General features: G+C 58.6%; 20 protein-coding genes and 1 pseudogene. 10 read left to right on the top strand and 11 right to left on the bottom strand.

Annotation, left to right across the window (positions count from 1 at the left end; translation table 11 throughout):
• Positions 1-42 precede the first annotated feature (42 nt).
• Entirely contained in the window at positions 43-1,524 is a 1,482-nt protein-coding gene (gene trpE, locus HU727_RS23655) for an anthranilate synthase component I (RefSeq protein WP_186532886.1), read from the top strand.
• A 17-nt stretch (positions 1,525-1,541) separates the two neighbouring features.
• Here trpE and HU727_RS26195 read toward each other — a convergent pair.
• Together HU727_RS26195 and estP are read right to left on the bottom strand one after the other, a co-directional pair.
• Positions 1,542-1,628: pseudogene (locus tag HU727_RS26195) on the bottom strand (metal ABC transporter ATP-binding protein); the annotation flags it as partial.
• 68 nt (positions 1,629-1,696) lie between these two features.
• Entirely contained in the window at positions 1,697-3,604 is a 1,908-nt protein-coding gene (gene estP / locus HU727_RS23650) for an esterase EstP (RefSeq protein WP_186532885.1), read from the bottom strand.
• 407 nt (positions 3,605-4,011) lie between these two features.
• Between estP and HU727_RS23645 the strand changes: the two genes are divergently transcribed.
• The 4 genes from HU727_RS23645 (at position 4,012) to HU727_RS23630 (ending at position 7,329) form a co-directional block, all read left to right on the top strand.
• Entirely contained in the window at positions 4,012-4,605 is a 594-nt protein-coding gene (locus HU727_RS23645) for an aminodeoxychorismate/anthranilate synthase component II (RefSeq protein ID WP_186532884.1), read from the top strand.
• 9 nt (positions 4,606-4,614) lie between these two features.
• Positions 4,615-5,664 (top strand): anthranilate phosphoribosyltransferase, encoded by a 1,050-nt coding sequence (trpD, locus tag HU727_RS23640; RefSeq protein WP_186532883.1) that lies wholly within the window; start codon positions 4,615-4,617, stop codon positions 5,662-5,664.
• On the top strand, positions 5,661-6,500 hold the full coding sequence (trpC, locus tag HU727_RS23635) for an indole-3-glycerol phosphate synthase TrpC (RefSeq protein WP_186532882.1): 840 nt from the start codon (positions 5,661-5,663) through the stop codon (positions 6,498-6,500). The genes trpD and trpC overlap by 4 nt, the downstream gene beginning before the upstream one ends.
• 127 nt (positions 6,501-6,627) lie before the next feature.
• Positions 6,628-7,329: a lipoate--protein ligase family protein gene (locus HU727_RS23630; protein WP_186532881.1), complete on the top strand. Its 702-nt coding sequence runs from the start codon at positions 6,628-6,630 to the stop codon at positions 7,327-7,329.
• 10 nt (positions 7,330-7,339) lie between these two features.
• Here HU727_RS23630 and crp read toward each other — a convergent pair whose 3' ends face one another.
• Complete coding sequence (gene crp / locus HU727_RS23625) at positions 7,340-7,984, bottom strand: cAMP-activated global transcriptional regulator CRP (protein WP_186532880.1); 645 nt, start codon at positions 7,982-7,984, stop codon at positions 7,340-7,342.
• Between the two features lie 237 nt (positions 7,985-8,221).
• Between crp and HU727_RS23620 the strand changes: the two genes are divergently transcribed.
• Both HU727_RS23620 and speD read left to right on the top strand, forming a co-directional pair.
• Complete coding sequence (locus HU727_RS23620) at positions 8,222-8,644, top strand: OsmC family protein (protein ID WP_046045394.1); 423 nt, start codon at positions 8,222-8,224, stop codon at positions 8,642-8,644.
• Between the two features lie 237 nt (positions 8,645-8,881).
• Positions 8,882-9,676 (top strand): adenosylmethionine decarboxylase, encoded by a 795-nt coding sequence (gene speD, locus HU727_RS23615; RefSeq protein ID WP_024014530.1) that lies wholly within the window; start codon positions 8,882-8,884, stop codon positions 9,674-9,676.
• A 111-nt stretch (positions 9,677-9,787) separates the two neighbouring features.
• On the opposite strand, the gene coq7 is transcribed toward speD, so the two are convergent.
• From coq7 to hemJ, 6 genes are all read right to left on the bottom strand, one after another.
• On the bottom strand, positions 9,788-10,435 hold the full coding sequence (coq7, locus tag HU727_RS23610) for a 2-polyprenyl-3-methyl-6-methoxy-1,4-benzoquinone monooxygenase (protein ID WP_186532879.1): 648 nt from the start codon (positions 10,433-10,435) through the stop codon (positions 9,788-9,790).
• Between the two features lie 132 nt (positions 10,436-10,567).
• On the bottom strand, positions 10,568-10,906 hold the full coding sequence (locus HU727_RS23605; RefSeq protein WP_110603586.1) for a histidine triad nucleotide-binding protein: 339 nt from the start codon (positions 10,904-10,906) through the stop codon (positions 10,568-10,570).
• Between the two features lie 56 nt (positions 10,907-10,962).
• Complete coding sequence (locus HU727_RS23600) at positions 10,963-11,751, bottom strand: SDR family NAD(P)-dependent oxidoreductase (RefSeq protein ID WP_186532878.1); 789 nt, start codon at positions 11,749-11,751, stop codon at positions 10,963-10,965.
• A gap of 61 nt (positions 11,752-11,812) precedes the next feature.
• Positions 11,813-12,763, bottom strand: coding sequence for a DUF805 domain-containing protein (locus HU727_RS23595; protein WP_186532877.1), 951 nt, complete (start codon positions 12,761-12,763; stop codon positions 11,813-11,815).
• Between the two features lie 79 nt (positions 12,764-12,842).
• On the bottom strand, positions 12,843-13,811 hold the full coding sequence (locus HU727_RS23590) for an NAD(P)H-dependent flavin oxidoreductase (protein ID WP_186532876.1): 969 nt from the start codon (positions 13,809-13,811) through the stop codon (positions 12,843-12,845).
• Between the two features lie 32 nt (positions 13,812-13,843).
• Positions 13,844-14,272, bottom strand: a complete 429-nt coding sequence (gene hemJ / locus HU727_RS23585; protein ID WP_186532875.1) for a protoporphyrinogen oxidase HemJ — start codon at positions 14,270-14,272, stop codon at positions 13,844-13,846.
• 134 nt (positions 14,273-14,406) lie between these two features.
• Here hemJ and argC point away from each other — a divergent pair, with 134 nt between their 5' ends.
• A complete protein-coding gene (gene argC, locus HU727_RS23580; protein WP_186532874.1) occupies positions 14,407-15,441 on the top strand; it encodes an N-acetyl-gamma-glutamyl-phosphate reductase in 1,035 nt (344 codons plus the stop codon).
• A 147-nt stretch (positions 15,442-15,588) separates the two neighbouring features.
• A complete protein-coding gene (erpA, locus tag HU727_RS23575; RefSeq protein WP_007918905.1) occupies positions 15,589-15,939 on the top strand; it encodes an iron-sulfur cluster insertion protein ErpA in 351 nt (116 codons plus the stop codon).
• A 69-nt stretch (positions 15,940-16,008) separates the two neighbouring features.
• On the opposite strand, the gene HU727_RS23570 is transcribed toward erpA, so the two are convergent.
• Together HU727_RS23570 and HU727_RS23565 are read right to left on the bottom strand one after the other, a co-directional pair.
• Positions 16,009-17,100, bottom strand: coding sequence for an anhydro-N-acetylmuramic acid kinase (locus tag HU727_RS23570; protein ID WP_186532873.1), 1,092 nt, complete (start codon positions 17,098-17,100; stop codon positions 16,009-16,011).
• Between the two features lie 3 nt (positions 17,101-17,103).
• Positions 17,104-18,528: a peptidoglycan DD-metalloendopeptidase family protein gene (locus tag HU727_RS23565; protein WP_186532872.1), complete on the bottom strand. Its 1,425-nt coding sequence runs from the start codon at positions 18,526-18,528 to the stop codon at positions 17,104-17,106.
• Positions 18,529-18,740: 212 nt separating this feature from the next.
• On the opposite strand from HU727_RS23565, the gene tyrS reads away from it, so the two are divergent.
• On the top strand, positions 18,741-19,940 hold the full coding sequence (gene tyrS, locus HU727_RS23560) for a tyrosine--tRNA ligase (protein ID WP_186532871.1): 1,200 nt from the start codon (positions 18,741-18,743) through the stop codon (positions 19,938-19,940).
• Positions 19,941-19,969 lie beyond the last annotated feature (29 nt).

Raw genomic sequence — 19,969 nt, 5'->3', positions numbered from 1 at the left:
TTGCATACCTGACCGATTGCACCTCACACCACGAGGCACCCTATGATCCGCGAAGAATTCCTGCGTCTGGCCGCTGACGGCTACAACCGCATCCCGCTGGCCTGCGAAACCCTGGCCGACTTCGACACGCCGCTGTCGATCTACCTGAAACTCGCCGACCAGCCCAACTCCTACCTGTTGGAATCGGTTCAGGGCGGCGAGAAGTGGGGTCGTTACTCGATCATCGGCCTGCCGTGCCGCACCGTGCTGCGGGTGCATGATCATCACGTGAGCATCACGGTCGACGGCGTCGAAACCGAAAGCCACGAGGTTGAAGATCCGCTGGCATTCGTCGAAACCTTCAAGGCGCGCTACAACGTGCCGACCATCGCCGGTCTGCCGCGCTTCAACGGTGGCCTGGTCGGTTACTTCGGCTACGACTGCGTGCGCTATGTCGAGAAGCGTCTGGGCAAGTGCCCCAATCCCGATCCGCTGGGCGTGCCGGACATTCTGCTGATGGTCTCCGACGCCGTCGTGGTCTTCGACAACCTGGCCGGCAAGATGCACGCAATCGTGCTGGCCGATCCTTCCCGGGATGATGCTTTCGAGCAAGGCCAGGCGCGTCTACAGGATTTGCTCGAGCAATTGCGCCAGCCGATTACCCCACGCCGTGGCCTGGATTTCAGCAAGCAGCAATCGGCTGACCCCGTGTTCCGTTCGAGTTTTACCCAGAGCGATTACGAAAAAGCCGTCGATACGATCAAGGAATACATCCTGGCCGGCGATTGCATGCAGGTTGTGCCGTCGCAGCGCATGTCGATCGACTTCAAGGCTGCGCCGATCGATCTGTACCGCGCACTGCGTTGCTTCAACCCGACGCCGTACATGTACTTTTTCAACTTCGGCGATTTCCATGTGGTCGGCAGTTCGCCGGAAGTGCTGGTGCGGGTCGAAGACAACCTGATCACTGTGCGCCCTATCGCCGGCACCCGCCCACGTGGCGCGACCGAAGAGGCGGATGTGGCGCTGGAAGAAGACCTGCTGTCGGACGAAAAAGAGATTGCCGAGCACTTGATGCTGATCGATCTGGGCCGTAACGACACCGGTCGTGTTTCGGAAATCGGTTCGGTGAAACTCACCGAGAAGATGGTAATCGAGCGTTACTCCAACGTGATGCACATCGTTTCCAACGTCACCGGCCAGTTGAAAGCCGGGCTGACAGCGATGGATGCATTGCGGGCGATTCTGCCGGCCGGCACCCTATCTGGCGCGCCGAAGATTCGTGCGATGGAAATCATCGACGAACTTGAGCCGGTCAAGCGTGGCGTGTATGGCGGCGCAGTGGGTTACTTCGCCTGGAACGGCAACATGGACACTGCGATTGCGATCCGCACGGCGGTGATCAAGAACGGTGAACTGCATGTTCAGGCCGGTGGCGGCATCGTCGCCGACTCGGTGCCAGCGCTGGAATGGGAAGAAACCCTGAACAAGCGCCGCGCAATGTTCCGCGCCGTGGCCCTGGCCGAGCAGACTCCGGACGCCTGAGACACGAAGTTCCCATGTGGGAACGAGCTGGCTCGCGAAGAGGGTGTGTCAGTCAGCGTTGATGTTGGCTGACCCAGCGCCTTCGCGAGCAGGCTCGCTCCCACATGGGGTTTGTGTTGGGGCATAAAAAAGCGGCGCCTGTAAGGGCGCCGCTTTTTTTTACATCTGCGATCTAAAAATCCAACACCACCCCAACATTCAAGCCCTGCTGGGTAAATTCATCGTCTTTGCGCAGCGAATAACCGCCACGCAGCGCCAGATCAGCGGTGAGCTTGTGGCTGACGCCCAGGCTCAAGCGGTTCAGGTGACTGGCCGGCGTGTAGCCTTCGAGGGTGAAGTCGTTGGCCGGCAGGGTGTTGAGCGCGATGTTGACCTTCTGCACGTCATCTTCGTACTCACGCTCATGCGCGTATTCACCGTACACCTGGGTTTGTGGCGTGAAGTTGTACTTGCCCTGGATCCCCAGGCCCAGGCGTTTCGAATCGCGGGTCTGGTCATCAAAGGTCAGCGCCGTCGCACGGTTGCTCTTTTCTGAATAACCGTCGACATCGACACTCGCGTAATCGGCGCTGACAAACGGCGACAGGTGCCATTCGCTGCCCGGCTGGGCGATGTCATAACCGATGCGGGTGCTGAACGCCCACAGGCTGCCGTCGGTATCGCCTTTTTCCGCGCCCTCGCTGGCGCCCAGGTCGAACTTGCGCTTGAGGTTGTCGTAGTCGAGTTTGCCGCCGGTCAACGCCGCATCCGCCCACCAGCGATTTTGCTGGAACTGGGCAAACGCTGTGGCCATGTAGCTGTTCAGCTTGTAGTCCGAATCGTTATGTCCTGCTTCCAGATTCTGACGATAGAACCCCGCTGCGACGCCCACGCGCCAGGCGTCATTCAGACGATAGCTGCCGCCTACGTTGAGGTTGTAGCCGCTGCCGTCGGCGCTGGCGCCACTGCTTTGGCTGTCGACATCCAAATGCTGACCGCCTGCCGACACAAGGGCGCGCCATTGGCCGACCGCTTGCCAGTTCTCCCAGTCCGCCTGCCATTGACTGCGCAGTTCATCCTGATGCGCACGGACGGTGGAGTGAGCCATTTCCGGTAGCAGCGTCAGTTCCCACGGTGCGGCGAGCAGGGAATAGGCGTAGTCGGCGATCAGTTTTTGTCCGGACTCGGTGGGATGCACGCCGTCGTTGTAGATCAGTTTGGTCGGGTCCGGCGTGGCGCTGTTGATTCCGTAGCGGGCGTTTTCCGGGCAACTGCCGCCGCTGAAACAGGTCGCCGTCAGGTTCTGATCAGTGGCCAGGCCAAAACGGCCCGGATCGGCAAACACCTCCGACAGCAGCACCGGAATATTCAGCGGAATGACTTCGGCGTTGATGCCTTGCAGACGAGTTACCAGCTGGCTGTTGAACTGGGTGGCGAGCGTACTGCTGAATGCCTGCAGCGGCGTGCCGTTGATAGCCGGGGTCAGCCCGACATCGGGTAGCAGCCAGACCATCACGTATTTGGCTCCGGCCGTCTGCAGGGTTTGCACGCTGTCAGCCAATCGGTCGGCGGCGGCGTTGGCCTGGGGCAGACTCAGGATGCGCCCCTGCAGGAAGTCATTGCCGCCGCCGGAAATGTAATACAGCGCATTCGGGTCGGCGCGAAAACCGTTCGAAGGCAGATAACCGGGGCGAGTGCGTTCGCCGGTGGCCGATTGCGTCGTGATTGAATCGAGAATCTGGTCGGTGCGATAACCTCCGACCGCCCAGTTGTTGCCGTCGGGCTGGCCATTTTCGGCACGCACTGCTGAACTTGAAGAGGCTGTCTGGTCCGGCGTGAAGCCAAGGCGTCCACCCAGCAACTGCGTGGAATTCAACGAGTAAGATTCACCGCTGCCATCCTGATACACCGGCCCGGTACGGTTGGTGTAGCGCTCGGTGGAGCCCGCCGGGCCACCCGCGTCGGCGAAGGTCCCGGCATCATTGAGGCTGTCGCCAAAAACCACGAAATTCGAATAGGGATTGGGGGCGGCATTCGCCTGGGCACAGGCCAGTGCGAGCAGGCAACCGGCCAGCGGTACAAACAACGTCTGTTTGATCATGAGCAAGTCCGTTTATTTATTGTTGTAGGTGAACGAAACGACAGTACCAAAAACTTCCGGCCTTTTGCCATCGGTCGCGATTCCTTCTTCGGTTTTATAACCCGCAGGCCCCGCCATATTGCACGCTCCGCCCAGCTAAGTTACTGTGCCGGAACGTATGAACGAGACCTTCCCCGTGTTGATCACCAGCAAACTTCTGGATCAAGTCATCAAGGCACACGCCCGCTGGCGTTGGCGCGCCTGAATCTTTTCTGCCGGCTTGGCCGGATCTGTATCGCTTTGCCTTCCTTGTCTGTTTGAAATGCTGCTGTGCCGGCGCCGCCTGCGCGTCCGACATCGTGCAACGCCCTGCGGGCAAGTCATCTGAAGGCTGTCATCAAGTCAGAATTCAAGAGGTTCGAAACGCCATGTTGCTGATGATCGACAACTACGACTCCTTTACCTACAACGTTGTGCAATACCTCGGCGAACTGGGTGCCGAGGTCAAAGTCGTGCGCAATGACGAGCTGACCATCGCCGAAATCGAAGCGCTGAATCCCGAGCGCATCGTGGTGTCCCCCGGGCCTTGCACGCCCACCGAGGCGGGTGTCTCCATCGACGCGATCAAGCACTTCGCCGGCAAACTGCCGATCCTTGGCGTCTGCCTCGGGCATCAATCCATCGGTCAGGCCTTTGGCGGCGACGTAGTGCGTGCCCGCCAAGTGATGCACGGTAAGACTAGCCCGGTATTCCACGAGGACAAGGGCGTCTTCGCCGGCCTCAATCATCCGCTGACCGTTACTCGCTACCACTCGTTGATCGTCAAGCACGATACGTTGCCCGATTGCCTGGAGCTGACCGCGTGGACGCAACACGATGACGGCTCGGTCGATGAGATCATGGGCCTGCGTCACAAGACCCTGAACATCGAAGGCGTGCAGTTCCACCCTGAGTCGATCCTTACCGAGCAGGGCCATGAACTGTTTGCCAACTTCCTCAAACAAACCGGCGGCACGCGCTAAGGACTTCCCATGAATATCAAGACAGCCCTGAGCCGTATCGTCGATCACCTCGACCTCAGCACCGAGGAAATGCGCGACGTGATGCGCGAGATCATGACCGGCCAGTGCAGCGACGCACAGATCGGCGCGTTCATGATGGCCATGCGCATGAAGAGCGAGAGCATCGACGAGATCGTCGGCGCGGTATCGGTGATGCGTGAGCTGGCCGATAAGGTTGAACTCAAGACCCTCGACGGCGTGGTCGATGTGGTGGGCACCGGCGGCGACGGTGCCAACATCTTCAACGTATCGACGGCGTCTTCCTTTGTTGTCGCAGCGGCCGGTTGCACCGTGGCCAAGCATGGCAATCGTGCAGTGTCGGGCAAAAGCGGCAGCGCCGATCTGCTGGAAGCGGCCGGCATCTATCTCAACCTGACGCCGGTACAGGTTGCCCGTTGCATCGACAACGTCGGCATCGGTTTCATGTTTGCCCAGACGCATCACAAAGCGATGAAATACGCTGCCGGCCCGCGCCGCGATCTCGGCCTGCGCACGCTGTTCAACATGCTCGGCCCGCTTACGAATCCGGCCGGCGTGAAGCATCAAGTGGTGGGCGTGTTCACTCAGGCGCTGTGCCGGCCCCTGGCCGAAGTCTTGCAGCGATTGGGCAGCAAACACGTGCTGGTGGTGCACTCCAAGGATGGCCTGGACGAATTCAGCCTCGCCGCGCCGACCTTCGTCGCCGAGCTGAAAAACAACGAGATCACCGAATACTGGGTCGAGCCCGAAGATCTGGGCATGAAGAGCCAGAGCCTGCACGGTTTGTCGGTCGAAGGCCCCGAAGCGTCGCTGGCGCTGATCCGCGATGCCCTCGGCAAGCGTAAAACCGAAAACGGCCAGAAAGCCGCCGAGATGATCGTGCTCAATGCCGGTGCGGCGCTCTACGCGGCAGACCTGGCCATCAGTTTGAAACAGGGCGTCGAGCTTGCGCACGATGCCCTGCACACCGGCCTCGCTCGGGAGAAACTCGAGGAGCTGGGTGCCTTTACCGCGGTATTCAAAGTGGAGAATGAAGGATGAGTGTACCGACGGTTCTGGAAAACATTCTGGCGCGCAAGGTTCAGGAAGTCGCCGAGCGTAGCGCTCGTGTCAGCCTGAGCGAGCTGGAAAGTCTGGCCAAGGCGGCCGATGCACCCCGTGGTTTTGCTCAGGCATTGCTGACGCAAGCGAAGAAAAAACAACCTGCAGTGATCGCCGAAATCAAAAAGGCCTCGCCGAGCAAAGGCGTGATCCGCGAGGACTTCGTACCGGCCGACATCGCCAAAAGCTACGAGAGAGGCGGGGCAACCTGTCTGTCTGTGCTGACCGACATCGATTTCTTCCAGGGCGCCGATGCTTATCTGCAACAGGCCCGCGCTGCATGTCAGCTGCCAGTAATCCGCAAGGACTTCATGATCGATCCTTACCAGATCGTTGAAGCCCGCGCCTTGGGCGCCGATTGCGTGCTGTTGATCGTGTCCGCGCTGGATGACGTGAAAATGGCTGAGTTGGCCTCGGTGGCCAAGGGTGTCGGTCTCGATGTGCTGGTGGAAGTGCACGACGGTGACGAACTGGAGCGCGCGCTGAAAACCCTCGACACGCCGCTGGTAGGTGTGAACAACCGTAACCTGCATACGTTCGAGGTCAGCCTGGAAACGACGCTGGACCTGTTGCCACGTATTCCGCGTGATCGCCTGGTGATTACCGAGAGCGGCATTCTCAATCGCGCCGATGTCGAACTGATGGAAATCAGCGATGTGTATTCGTTCCTGGTCGGCGAAGCGTTCATGCGCGCGGAGAATCCGGGCACCGAGTTGCAGCGCCTGTTCTTCCCGGAGCGTGGCGGTCCAGTCGTAAGCGGTTCGACCCTCGACTGACCGAGTCGACCTCATTCGCGAGCAGGCTCGCTCCCACATTTGGAATGCATTTCCTCCTGTGGGAGCGAGCCTGCTCGCGAAGGGGCCATCGAAATCGCTAAAGATTTCCATGTTGCCGGAGCCTGTTATGTCGCTGCCAACCCCCTTGACCATCGAATCCGGCCTGCAAGCCGAGCAAGACTTGCTGGCGTCGGTCTGCGCCGGGGACGCGGAGTTCGGCCTGCTGTTATGGCAACCCACCGACCGCGCGCTGGTCATGCCGCGCCGGCTCAATCGCCTGCCCGGTTTCGATCATGCCTGCGAAGTCTCGGCGGCCGCCGGTTGGCCGGTATTGCTGCGCGAGACCGGCGGTGAGCCCGTCCCGCAATCTGCATCGACCGTCAACATCGCACTGGTCTACGCACCGCCCCGCAGCGAAGGGGATCTGAACCGCATCGAAACCGCCTACCGCCGTTTGTGCGATCCGATCTGTCAGTTGCTCGATGAACTGGGCGGCACGTCATCAGTGGGCGAAATCGACGGTGCTTTCTGCGATGGGCGCTTCAACGTCAATCTCGACGGTCGCAAAATGGTCGGCACTGCTCAGCGCTGGCGCCAGAGTCAGGGCGGGCAGCGTCCGGTTGGCCTGGTGCACGGTGCGATGCTGATGGATGACGAACGCGAATCGATGGTTGCAGCGGTCAATCGCTTCAACGAAGCCTGCGGCCTGAAGCAGCGGGTGAGGGCTGAGAGCCACATCGCCCTGCATGAGAAATTCAACGCGCCACAGGCGTTGGCGCGTCTCGATGAATTGTTCAGATTGACGCTGGCGCAGATCTACAGCGCCTGATATCAGGCGCTTACCGCGTACCGAAGACCACCATGGTCTTGCCTTTCACGTCGACCAGATTGCGCTCTTCAAGATCCTTGAGCACACGACCGACCATTTCCCGCGAGCAACCGACAATCCGGCCGATTTCCTGACGAGTCACTTTGATCTGCATGCCGTCAGGATGAGTCATTGCGTCCGGCTGTTTGCAAAGCTCCAGCAGGCAACGGGCGACTCGACCAGTGACGTCGAAAAACGCCAGGTCGCCGACTTTGCGCGTGGTATTGCGCAAGCGTTGTGCGATCTGTCCGCTGAGCGCGTAAAGAATGTCTGGATCCTGCTGCGACAGTTCGCGGAACTTGGCGTAACTGATTTCCGCTGTTTCGCATTCAATCTTGGCTCGCACCCAGGCGCTGCGTTCCTGCTCCTGGCCCGCTTGCTCGAAAAGCCCCAGTTCGCCGAAGAAATCTCCGGCATTGAGGTAAGCGATGATCATCTCGCGACCATCGTCGTCTTCGATCAGGATGGTGACCGAACCCTTGATAATGAAGTACAGCGTGTCCGAGCGGTCGCCGGCGCAAATGATATTGCTCTTGGCCGCATGACGACGGCGCTGGCAATGCATCAACAGCTTGTCGATGTTCTTGATTTTGGGTGTGGGGGTAATAGCAACCATGGTTGTATCCCGAAAAGACTGCACGGTGATGTTTGAGTTTTTATGAGGCGCTGAAGGCGGTCGCTACAGGGCTGGCGAATTTGGCGCCAGCGAATTGGCGCCAGCTTACCAGACACTTCGTCGAAAATTCGAGAAATTACCTACAGCCAGAAGGCATCCGTCCTAGGACCTCATTCCTGCCGGGGCAAAGCGCTGTGCTAAGCTGGCGACCCTTTTTTTTACAGTGGAGTCAGGGCGATGAAGGCACGCATCCAATGGGCTGGCGAAGCCATGTTCCTCGGTGAATCCGGCAGCGGCCATGTCGTGGTGATGGACGGTCCGCCGGATGCCGGTGGCCGTAATCTCGGGGTCCGCCCGATGGAAATGCTTCTGCTGGGTGTCGGCGGCTGCAGCAATTTCGATGTGGTCAGCATCCTGAAGAAGTCGCGTCAGGCCGTTGAAAGCTGTGAAGCCTTCCTCGATGCCGAGCGCGCTACTGAAGATCCGAAGGTCTTCACCAAGATCCATATGCACTTTGTGGTCAAGGGCCGCGGCTTGAAAGAGGCCCAGGTCAAGCGTGCCATTGAGCTGTCCGCCGAGAAATATTGCTCGGCCTCGATCATGCTCGGCGCCGCTGGCGTGGCGATCACCCATGACTACGAAATCATCGAACTCGGCTGAACCGACATTCAACTATCATAAAAGCTGTGCAGACTCTGGCGATCCCCCGCTGACGTCTGCATAATGCGCCACTTTTTTCAGGGCAGTGATCGGTCAGCCGACAGGTCATCCGCCTGAACAGATAACCAAAATCGCCATCGCGAAGAGGTGTTAACCGTCCTACGCAGGTGCGTTGTTCGCACTTGACGGGCATGCTTGATCACGCGGCTGCGCCGCATACATAGAGAGTTTTTAACGGTGAAAAGCAAACTCAAGCTCCACGGGTTCAATAACCTGACAAAGACCTTGAGCTTCAACATCTATGACATCTGCTACGCGGAGACCCCGCAGGACCAGCAGGCTTACGTCGAGTACATCAATCAAGAGTACAACGCGAAACGCCTGACGCAGATTCTCACAGAAGTTGTCGAGATCATTGGTGCCAACATCCTGAACATCGCCAGTCAGGACTATGAACCCCAAGGCGCCAGCGTCACGATTCTGATTTCGGAAGAGCCGGTAACCCCGACTGACAGCCAGATCGAGGAATCGCCGGGCCCGTTGCCCGAAATTATTCTGGCCCACCTCGACAAGAGCCACATCACGGTGCACACCTATCCGGAAATCCATCCGGACGACGGTATCGCGACCTTCCGTGTGGATATCGATGTGTCGACTTGTGGTGTCATTTCACCGCTCAAAGCACTCAACTTCCTCATTCACCAGTTCGATTCGGACATCGTGACCGTGGATTATCGTGTGCGCGGCTTCACCCGTGACGTGGAAGGCAACAAGCACTTCATCGACCACGAGATCAACTCGATCCAGAACTACCTGTCCGAAGACACGCGCGACGCGTATCAGATGACCGACGTGAACGTGTATCAGGAAAACCTGTTTCACACCAAAATGCTGCTGAAGAACTTCGAACTGGACAACTACCTGTTCGGCGACGCTACCAGCAATCTTTCGCCTGAGCAGCGTGCCCAGGTGACCGACCGTGTGAAACACGAAATGCTGGAAATCTTCTACGCGCGTAACATGCCGACCTAAGATTCCCAGGCACAAAAAAAGGCGACCTCTTGGTCGCCTTTTTCATGCTTCACACAAAACCCTCTGGGAGCTGGCTTGCCTGCGATGGGACAGTGTCGGGCAATACACATCTCAGATCCGATAAGTGCTCTTGGTCATCACCTTCGCCAACACACTCATCCCGAACTTCACCGGCGCCGGAAAGCGAAACCCGCCCGCATCCAGCGCACTTTCCGCATGATGTTCTTCATCGATGCGCATCTGCTCAAGAATCGCCCGGGATTTTTCATCCTCGGCCGGCAGTTGCTCCAGATGCTCGTTCAAATGCTTGCACACCTGATGCTCGGTTGCCGCGACGAACCCGAGACTGACTTTATCGCTGATCAGACCGGCCACCGCGCCGATCCCGAACGACATGCCATAAAACAGCGGATTCAGAATGCTGGTGTGGCTGCCCAACTGGTGAATGCGTTGCTCGCACCAGACCAGATGATCGATCTCTTCCTCGGCCGCGTGCTCCATGGCCTGGCGCACCTGCGGCAACTTTGCGGTCAGCGCCTGTCCCTGATAAAGCGCCTGTGCGCAGACTTCACCGGTGTGGTTGATGCGCATCAGGCCCGCGACGTGGCGGGTGTCTTCATCGCTCATTTGCGTTTCCGGCTGCAAAATCGCTGGCGACGGACGGTACGGTTGGCCACTGAATGGCAGCAAAGTACGCATCGCGGCATCAGCTTGCAGTAGCAGACGGTCAATGGGCGAGTAGTGACGTTGGGTAGTCATGCTGACCTCCGGGAAGAATCTCGACGGCCAGTTTAACCGAATCGGCCGGCGAAGGTTTGCGCTGGGTCATTGGCGAGAATTGAAACGCTTCCTGTAGGAGCAGCCACCGGCAGCTCCTGCACACAGGTCGCTTCAGCCCGGCGGCCAGTTCATCTGGCGCTGACCCAGCACGTGCATATGAATGTGATAGACAGTCTGTCCACCGAGTTCATTGCAATTCATCACCACGCGAAAGCCTTCCTCGCAACCCAGTTCCAGCGCCAGACGCTGCGCAGTGAACAGAATGTGCCCGGCCAAAGCCTTGTCGTCCTCGGTCAGGTCATTGAGTGTGCGCACCGGTTTCTTCGGGATCACCAGAAAGTGCACCGGAGCCTGCGGGGCGATGTCGTGGAACGCCAGAACCTGGTCGTCCTCGTAAATGATCCTGGCCGGGATTTCCCGGTTGATGATCTTGGTGAACAGAGTATCCACTGCTGTTTCTCCGTTGTGTTGGGCTGAATCGAATGCGCCGCGTTAGAAGTCGTTTTCTAGCGGGGGCAGTAAGTTTTATTGACCATGCCGACAATCGTGCGATTGAGCCAGCGTGAACCCAATCGCGGCAGGAACGCGCGCCAGCGGTTGCGTCGTCCCGGAATGATGATCGCGCGGTTTTTGTCCAGAGCCCGCACGGCATGCAGCGCGACCTCTTCCGGACTCATCATAGAGCCACTTTTCTCGATTTTTTCGCTGTTCAGTTGCGCGGTGCGAAAGAACGCCGTGCGGGTCGGACCGGGACACAATACCGACACCTTCACGCCGCTTTGCTTGAGCTCGACGCGCAGGGCTTCAGAAAAGTGCAGAACGTAAGCTTTGCTGGCGTGATAAGTGCTCATCCACGGGCCCGGGCTGTAAGCGGCCACCGAGGCGACGTTCAAGATCTGTCCGCCACCCTGCAGCGCCATGCTGTTACCCACCGCATGGCACAGGCGGGTGAGGGCGAGGATGTTGACCTCGATAAGGTCCTGCTCGGTCATCCAGTCCTGCGCCAGGAACGGGCCGCACGTGCCGATGCCGGCGCAATTGACCAGAAGGTCTATCTGCCGGTCTCCTTCTTCCAGTTCCAGCAAAAAGCCGGACAGGCGCAAGGGTTCACCGAGGTCGCAGGCGCGAAACAACACTTCCACATCAAAGCGCTGGGTCAATTCGATGGCAATACTTTCCAGCTGATCACGCTGTCTTGCCACCAGAATCAGGCTGCGGCCGCGCCGGGCTAGCGCTTCGGCCATGGCAAGGCCGATGCCGCTGGAGGCGCCAGTGATCAGAGCGTAACGGGTCATGCAATTCTCCATCGCAACAGCTCCGCGCCAGTGACGCGGTTGTCACGGCGGGGAGCGCTGTTCATTCTTTCGCAGAGTCTACAGGGGGCTGCGCCGCTTCGGCTGCATCGTCCGCGGAAATTGCCGGGGGTTCGACCTCGACCTCGATTTCATCGGTGTTCACCGAGCCGCTGTCATAACTGCTTTCCAGGTTGCTTTCGTATTCCTGCTGGACGGCCGAGAACCCACCGAGTATCCCTCCGGCAAAAATCAGCGCCAAGAACACAATCCACAACGAGCACAGCACTTTGACCGCCGTGCTGTTGGGTGGAGGTGGCGGACCATAACGGTTGGCGCCGCTATTGCCGGGGACGACCATGATCACCAGCGGGAAAAAGCCGCCCACGAACGGCACCAGATTCAACAGCCAGAGCCAGCCTGACCAGCCGATATCGTGCAGGCGCTGCACGCTGAAGAGGATGCTGACGATCAAGAAGCCGATGAACAGGAAGAACGCGACAATCCCGCCGATGATCAGTCCGGTGGTCGAGTCGCCGCTGACCAGTCCCAAAGCAAGCAAGGCGAACACACCGACGATGGGAAGGGTCACCAGACTCAACACCATGGTCCATGCCAGAAAGCGCAGGCGACCGATGCGGCCTTCGACACTGAATGGCTTGAGTGCGGCAAACGGTGGCATATTTTCGCCGACGCTTGCGCGCGGTGGCGCATAGGGTGAGTCCGGCTCGGTGACTGCGGCGGGATTTTCATGTACGTCTGCCAGACTCAGCTCAATGGCGGTTTCCGTTTCAATCCGCGCGTCGATCCCGGTTTTGTTCAGCGCTTGCAGATAAGTCTGGGCATCGCTGTGGGACAGGTCGCGCTTGAGGGCGACGGCGCGGCCACTGAACAGGCGCTCAATGGCGGCCACGTCGCTTTTGAACAGGTCCGCCAGATCCAGTTTGGCGGTGGTGAGGTCGACGCCGGGCTGGAGCGCGCCGTCGAAGACGATCTTGTAACGGGGTTCGCTCATGGCCGAGGCATCCTTGTCGCGATTGAATTGGCGGATATTCAGGGTAAGTCCAGCCCGCTTGTGGCTGGCCGGGTCTCTTTCAGCGAGGCCAGCGTTGTGGCAACTGTGCAGCGTGCGTCTGGGCCTGACGATATTCGGCGTCGAGACGTGCGATCAGTTGATCCACACTCGGCAGATCATCGATCTGCCCGACACCCTGGCCTGCCGACCACACGGTCTTCCAGGCTTTGGCTTCGTCATTGATTGGTTTGAGTTTGTCGCCGAAGTTTACTTCGCCCTTGCCCTGCAGCGCCGCCATGTCGAAACCGGCAGCCTGCAGACTCTGGCGCATGAAACTGGCCGGCACCCCTGACACCGCTGGAGTATGAATGATGTCGGCAGCCTTGGCTGTCAGCAGCATCTCTTTATAAGCGTCAGGCGCGTGACTTTCAGTGGTGCCAATAAATCGCGTACCGAAGTAGGCCAAATCCGCGCCAAGTAACTGCGCGGCCAGAATCTCATGGCCGTGGTTCAAACATCCTGCAAGCAGCAGCGTCTTGTCGAAGAACTGACGAATCTCGGCAATCAACGCAAACGGACTCCAGGTGCCGGCATGACCACCGGCACCGGCCGCGACAGCGATCAGACCGTCGACACCCGCTTCAGCGGCTTTCTCGGCATGGCGACGCGTGGTGACGTCATGAAAAACCAGGCCGCCATAGCCGTGCACCGCATCGACCAGTTCTTTCACCGCGCCGAGGCTGGTGATAACGATCGGTACCTTGTGTTCGACGCAGATGTCCAGATCCGCCTGTAAGCGCGGGTTACTGTGGTGAACGATCAGGTTTACCGCATAAGGGGCCGGATTTTCCAGCGTCGCGAGGCCCGCTTCGATCTGCTCCAGCCACGCCTTGAACCCACTGCTTTCACGCTGGTTGAGCGCCGGAAAACTGCCGACCACGCCGTTGCAGCAGCAGGCGAGCACCAGTTCGGGATTGGAGATCAGGAACATCGGCGCCGCCACCACGGGCAGACGCAGACGTTGTTCGAGCAGAGCGGGCAGCGACATATGAACACCCCAGAGATCTGTACTGATTGAAGTTAGAACGGCTTGACCACGACCAGAATTACGATAGCCAGCAATATCAGAACCGGCACTTCATTGAACCAGCGATAAAAGACATGGCTGCGGGTGTTTTCGCCACGAGCGAAGCGTTTCACCTGCGCGCCGCACATGTGGTGGTAGCCGATCAGCAACACGACCAGGGTCAGTTTCGCGTGGATCCAGCCGCCCTGGCTGAAGAGCGACGGGTTGAGGTAGATCAGCCAGCCGCCGAAGATCAGCGTAGCGATCATCGCCGGGCCCATGATGCCGCGATACAGTTTGCGCTCCATGACGCTGAAGCGCTCTTTGCTGATCGTGTCTTCGCTTTGTGCGTGATAAACGAACAGGCGCGGCAGATAAAACAGTCCGGCAAACCAGCAGACGACGCTGACGATGTGAAACGCTTTGAGCCATAGATAGAGCATTTTTGGTTATTCCCTCATTCACGGTAGCCAGATAGTAGAGGCTTGAGCGTCCGCGCGTCACCTTGGCGGTTGTCGCAGGCGCGCGCGGCCCCTATTATCGACGGCTTTCCAGTGGGTTCGTTGAGGGCAGGTTTATGGTCAAGGTCGGTATCGTCGGCGGCACGGGTTACACCGGTGTCGAACTGCTGCGTCTGTTGGCACAGCATCCGCAGGCAGAAGTGGTGGTGATCACTTCCCGATCCGAGGCCGGTCTCGCCGTCGCTGACATGTACCCAAACCTGCGCGGCCATTACGACGGCCTGGCGTTCAGCGTGCCGGACATCAAAACCCTCGGTGCTTGCGATGTGGTGTTCTTTGCGACTCCCCATGGCGTGGCCCACGCACTGGCAGGCGAACTGCTCGCAGCGGGCACTAAAGTCATCGACCTGTCGGCTGACTTCCGCCTGCAGGATGCCGACGAATGGGCCAAATGGTACGGCCAGCCGCACGGCGCGCCGGAGCTGCTCGATGAAGCGGTTTATGGGTTGCCGGAAGTCAATCGTGAGCAGATCCGGAACGCGCGTTTGATCGCTGTACCGGGCTGCTACCCAACCGCAACACAACTGGGTTTCCTGCCATTGCTTGAGGCGGGTCTGGCCGACGCTTCACGCCTGATCGCCGACTGCAAGTCGGGTGTCAGCGGTGCCGGTCGGGGAGCGGCCGTCGGTTCTCTGTATGCCGAGACATCGGAAAGCATGAAGGCTTATGCGGTAAAAGGTCACCGTCATTTGCCAGAAATACGCCAAGGCCTGCGTCGTGCGGCGGGCAAGGAAGTCGGTCTGACGTTTGTGCCGCACCTGACGCCGATGATTCGCGGTATTCACTCCACGCTCTACGCAACCGTGGTTGATCGTTCGGTGGATCTGCAGGCGCTGTTTGAAAAGCGTTACGCCAACGAGCCGTTCGTCGACGTTATGCCGGCGGGCAGTCACCCGGAAACTCGTAGCGTGCGTGGTGCCAACGTCTGCCGTATCGCCGTGCATCGTCCCCAGGACGCTGACTTGGTGGTGGTACTTTCGGTAATCGACAATCTGGTCAAAGGCGCCTCGGGCCAGGCGGTGCAGAACATGAACATTCTGTTCGGGCTGGATGAGCGCTTCGGTCTGTCCCACGCCGGCATGCTGCCTTAGAAGCAGCTACCAGTTGTAAGTCGCAAGCTTGAAGCTCACCGCTTGAAGCTTGCCGCTGCTCCTCTAATAGTTGACCAATTTTCTAGGACAAGCGGATAATGCGCGTCATCACGCATTATGGCGGCGTAACGCCGGGAGATAGTCAGCATGAGCGTCGAATCCTTCACCCCCACGGCTTTGCAATTCACTCAAGGTGCTGCGCACAAGGTGAAGAGCCTGGTCGATGAAGAGGGGAATGATCGCTTGAAGCTGCGCGTATTCGTTACGGGCGGCGGTTGTTCAGGGTTTCAATACGGTTTTACCTTCGATGAAGATGTGGCCGATGACGACACCATCGTGGAGCGCGAAGGTGTGAGTCTGGTGGTTGATCCGATGAGCTTTCAGTACCTGGCCGGTGCCGAAGTGGATTACCAGGAAGGCCTGGAGGGTTCGCGTTTCGTGATCAAGAACCCTAACGCCACCACCACCTGTGGATGCGGATCTTCGTTCTCGATCTGATCGCGCTTCACTGTACACAGCAAAACGCCGCAGAGCCTTTCGGATCTGCGGCGTTTTCGTTTGTGGAGCTTATGCCGGGTAGATGGCGCCGAGTAACCGCAGGCCGCGGGCGCCAGTGACACTCGGGCGGTTGGCGGCGATCCCCTCCAGGCAGCAATGGGCGAGCCAGGCGAAAGCCATGGCTTCTACCCAGTCCGGGTCAACACCATGGGTGGCGGTGCTGGCGACCTTGGCGTTGGGCAATAGCTCCGCCAGGCGCTTCATGAGCGTTCGATTGTGCGCGCCGCCGCCACAGACCAGCAGTTCCTGGGTGTCCGTCTGGGCGCTTTGCAGCGATTCGACGATCGTCAGCGCAGTCAGTTCGAGCAGCGTGGCCTGCACGTCTTGCGCAGCGAAAGGCGCCAAACGCGAAAGATGCTGTTCCAGCCAGGACAGATTGAACACTTCGCGGCCCGTACTCTTCGGACCCTTGGTAGTGAAGAAAGGGTCGCTGAGCAAGGCCTTGAGCAGGGCCGGTTGAACAGTGCCTGTGCCCGCCCATAGCCCGTCTCGGTCATAGTTCTCGCCGCGCTGCTGCTGAATCCAGGCATCCATCAGAACATTCCCGGGGCCACAGTCGAAACCGGCTACAGGCTTGTTCGGCTCAATCAGACTGAGATTGCTGAAACCGCCGACATTCAAGACCGCCTGATTACCGGTGCGCTCTTCAAACAAAGCTTCGTGGAAGGCCGGAACCAGAGGCGCGCCTTGACCGCCGGCTGCCACATCGCGACTGCGGAAATCACTGACGACGGTTATGTCGGTCAACTCGGCCAACAGGGCCGGATTGCCAATCTGCACGGTAAATCCACGCGCCGGTTCGTGGCGGATGGTCTGGCCGTGACTCCCAATGGCGCGGATGGCGTCGGGTTTCAGCTGCTCTTGAGCGAGGAGGGTATTAATGCCCGAGGCGGCGAGTTGCACCCAGTTTTGCTGGGCTATCGCAGAACGGGCAATCTCGTCGGGGCCGCTGGCGCATAAGCCAAGCAGCTCGGCGCGCAGGGATTCAGGCATGGGAATGTAGTGTGTGGCGATCAGTTTGATCGCCGAGGTCTGTTCGATCAGGGCAATGTCCAGCCCGTCGAGACTGGTTCCGGACATCACACCGATATACAGGGCCATGGCTTAACGCTTGCTCGAAGCCAGCATCGTGGCCTTCTCTTGATCCATGCGCGCCATCAGCGGCTGGCTCTGCGCCAGGAAGCGAGCACGCTCAGACTTGGCGATTGGATCGGCCATCGGCAGCTTCTGGCCCAGAGGGTCGACGTGCACGCCGTTGACCTGGAACTCATAGTGCAAATGCGGGCCGGTAGAAAGGCCTGTAGTGCCAATATAGCCAATCACCTGGCCCTGCTTGACGGTACCGCCGGTTTTAACGCCTTTGGCAAAGCCTTGCATGTGGCCGTATAGCGTACGGTAAGTATTGCCGTGTTGAATGATTACGGTATTGCCATAACCGCCACGACGGCCGGCGAGCAGCACCTTGCCGTCACCGGCAGCCTTGATTGGCGTGCCCCGTGGCGCTGCATAATCAACGCCTTTGTGAGCGCGGATCTTGTTGAGGATCGGATGTTTGCGGCCCATGGAAAACTTCGAGCTGATGCGGGCGAAGTCAACCGGCGTACGGATGAAGGCCTTGCGCATGCTATTGCCATCGGCGGTGTAGTAACTGCTGTTGCCTTGCTTGTTGGTGTAGCGAACGGCGGTGTAAGTCTTGCCGCGGTTGGTGAAGCGCGCGGACAGGATCGGGCCGGTGCCGACAGCCTTGCCGTTGATGACTTTCTGCTCGTAAATCACATCGAATTCGTCGCCCTGACGGATGTCCTGCGCAAAATCGACGTCGTAGCCGAAGACGCTGGCCATGTCCATGGTCAGGCTGTGGGAGAGGCCGGCGCGCGCAGCCGACTGTGACAGCGAGCTGTTGATAACGCCGTGGACGTAAGCGGTGCGAACGGTTGGTTTGGCGGTGACACGGTTGAACGAATAGCCCTTGTCGTTCTTGGTCAGGGTAATGGTCTCTACGTCACTGACCTTGCTGTGCAGGCTGGTCAACTGACCTTCCGGGCTCAGTTCGAATTCGAGCTTCTGGCCGCGCTTGAGCTGGCTGAACTGTTTGGCTTGTTTGTCACTGGCAAGCACTTCATGGACGGACGCCGCCGGCAGGCCGACCTTTTCAAAGAGGGTAGACAGCGTGTCGCCTTTGGATACGACGACTTCACGGTGGCCGGGCTCTTTCGGTTTTTCTGCAAGTGGAGCAGGTGCTGGCGCGGTTTCAGCAGTTTGCGGTGCGTTTTCGTCGCTGTTTTCGATTTGTGCAAAAGGTGAGGCTGCGGGCTCGTTTGTGGCTTGAGCCGCGTCAGCAGCGTCTTGATCTTGTGTCAGTTGTTCAGCAGGGCTTTCCAGTTCAAGACTCAGGGTTGTCTTTTTGGCTTCAACATCGCTGGATGGAAATACCAGGAGCGCCAGGCTGAGAAGGGCGGCGATTCCACTTGCGGCAAGCAGGTGGGTCTTCGGGTAAAGCGGGGGCGCTTTAGACGGTTCTGTGGTCATAGGTAATTTTTGACTTTGAAATAGATGAATTGGAAAAGATGAATGACATGATGAAGATGAAATAACTGTATAAAATATAACCAAATCATCTCTGAAGCAAGTCTACAGGCTTTCTGTCCGTGGATTGGTGTCCGTGCGCCGGGCAAAACTTGTAATTGACGCGCGTTCTTGTATGGTTGGTTCCCTTTGAATCTGAGCCTTGCGGGTCTGTTATGAAGTCGGTTGAAGAGCAGCTAGCGCTGATTAAACGTGGTGCGGAAGAACTGTTGGTCGAGTCCGAGCTGGTCGAGAAGCTCAAGCGCGGCCAACCGCTGCGTATCAAGGCTGGTTTCGATCCTACCGCTCCGGATCTGCACTTGGGTCACACCGTGCTTATTAATAAGCTGCGCCAGTTCCAGGAGCTGGGGCATCAGGTGATCTTCCTTATAGGTGACTTCACGGGGATGATCGGTGACCCCAGTGGCAAGAGTGCTACGCGTCCGCCGCTGACCCGTGAGCAGGTTCTGGAAAATGCCGAGACCTACAAGACCCAGGTCTTCAAGATCCTCGATCCAGCGAAAACCGAAGTTGCTTTCAATTCCACCTGGATGGACAAGATGGGTCCGGCGGATTTCATCCGTCTGACTTCGCAGTACACCGTTGCTCGCATGCTCGAGCGCGATGACTTCGACAAGCGCTACACCACTAATCAGCCAATCGCTATCCACGAGTTCCTTTATCCGCTGGTGCAGGGTTATGACTCGGTAGCGCTGCGTGCGGATGTCGAGCTGGGCGGAACCGACCAGAAATTCAACTTGCTGATGGGGCGTGAGCTGCAGCGGGGTTATGATCAGGAGGCTCAGTGCATTCTGACCATGCCGTTGCTTGAAGGTCTGGATGGCGTGAAGAAGATGTCCAAGTCTCTGGGCAACTACGTCGGTATTCAGGAAGCGCCGGGTGTGATGTACAGCAAGTTGGTGTCTATTCCGGATGTGCTGATGTGGCGTTACTTCGAGTTGCTCAGCTTCCGCTCCATGGATGAGATCAATGCATTGCGGGCTGACGTTGAGGCCGGCGCGAATCCGCGGGACATCAAGATCAAGCTGGCTGAAGAAATCGTTGCGCGTTTCCATGGTGATGAAGCTGCGGCAAACGCTCATCGTGGCGCGGGTAACCGTATGAAGGATGGTGAGCTACCGGATGATTTGCCGGAGATCGAGCTGGCTTCGGCTGAAGACATGCCTATCGCTGCTGTCCTTAATAAGGCAGGCCTGGTGAAGAACTCGGCCGCGGCACGGGATCTGCTGGCTGCCGGCGGAGTGCGTGTTGATGGTGAGGTAGTTGATCGCTCCTTTATATATGTACTGGGCGCGACGCATGTTTGCCAGGCCGGCAAGAAGGCTTTTGCACGCATCACGTTGAAATCTGAATAAAGTTGTAAATAGGGGTTGACGGCAAATTT

Origin of the sequence: Pseudomonas khorasanensis (assembly GCF_014268505.2) — a bacterium.
Taxonomy (GTDB): domain Bacteria; phylum Pseudomonadota; class Gammaproteobacteria; order Pseudomonadales; family Pseudomonadaceae; genus Aquipseudomonas; species Aquipseudomonas khorasanensis.
The sequence above is the reverse complement of the archived record's forward strand: the minus strand, read 5'-3'. Positions and strand labels throughout refer to the sequence as shown.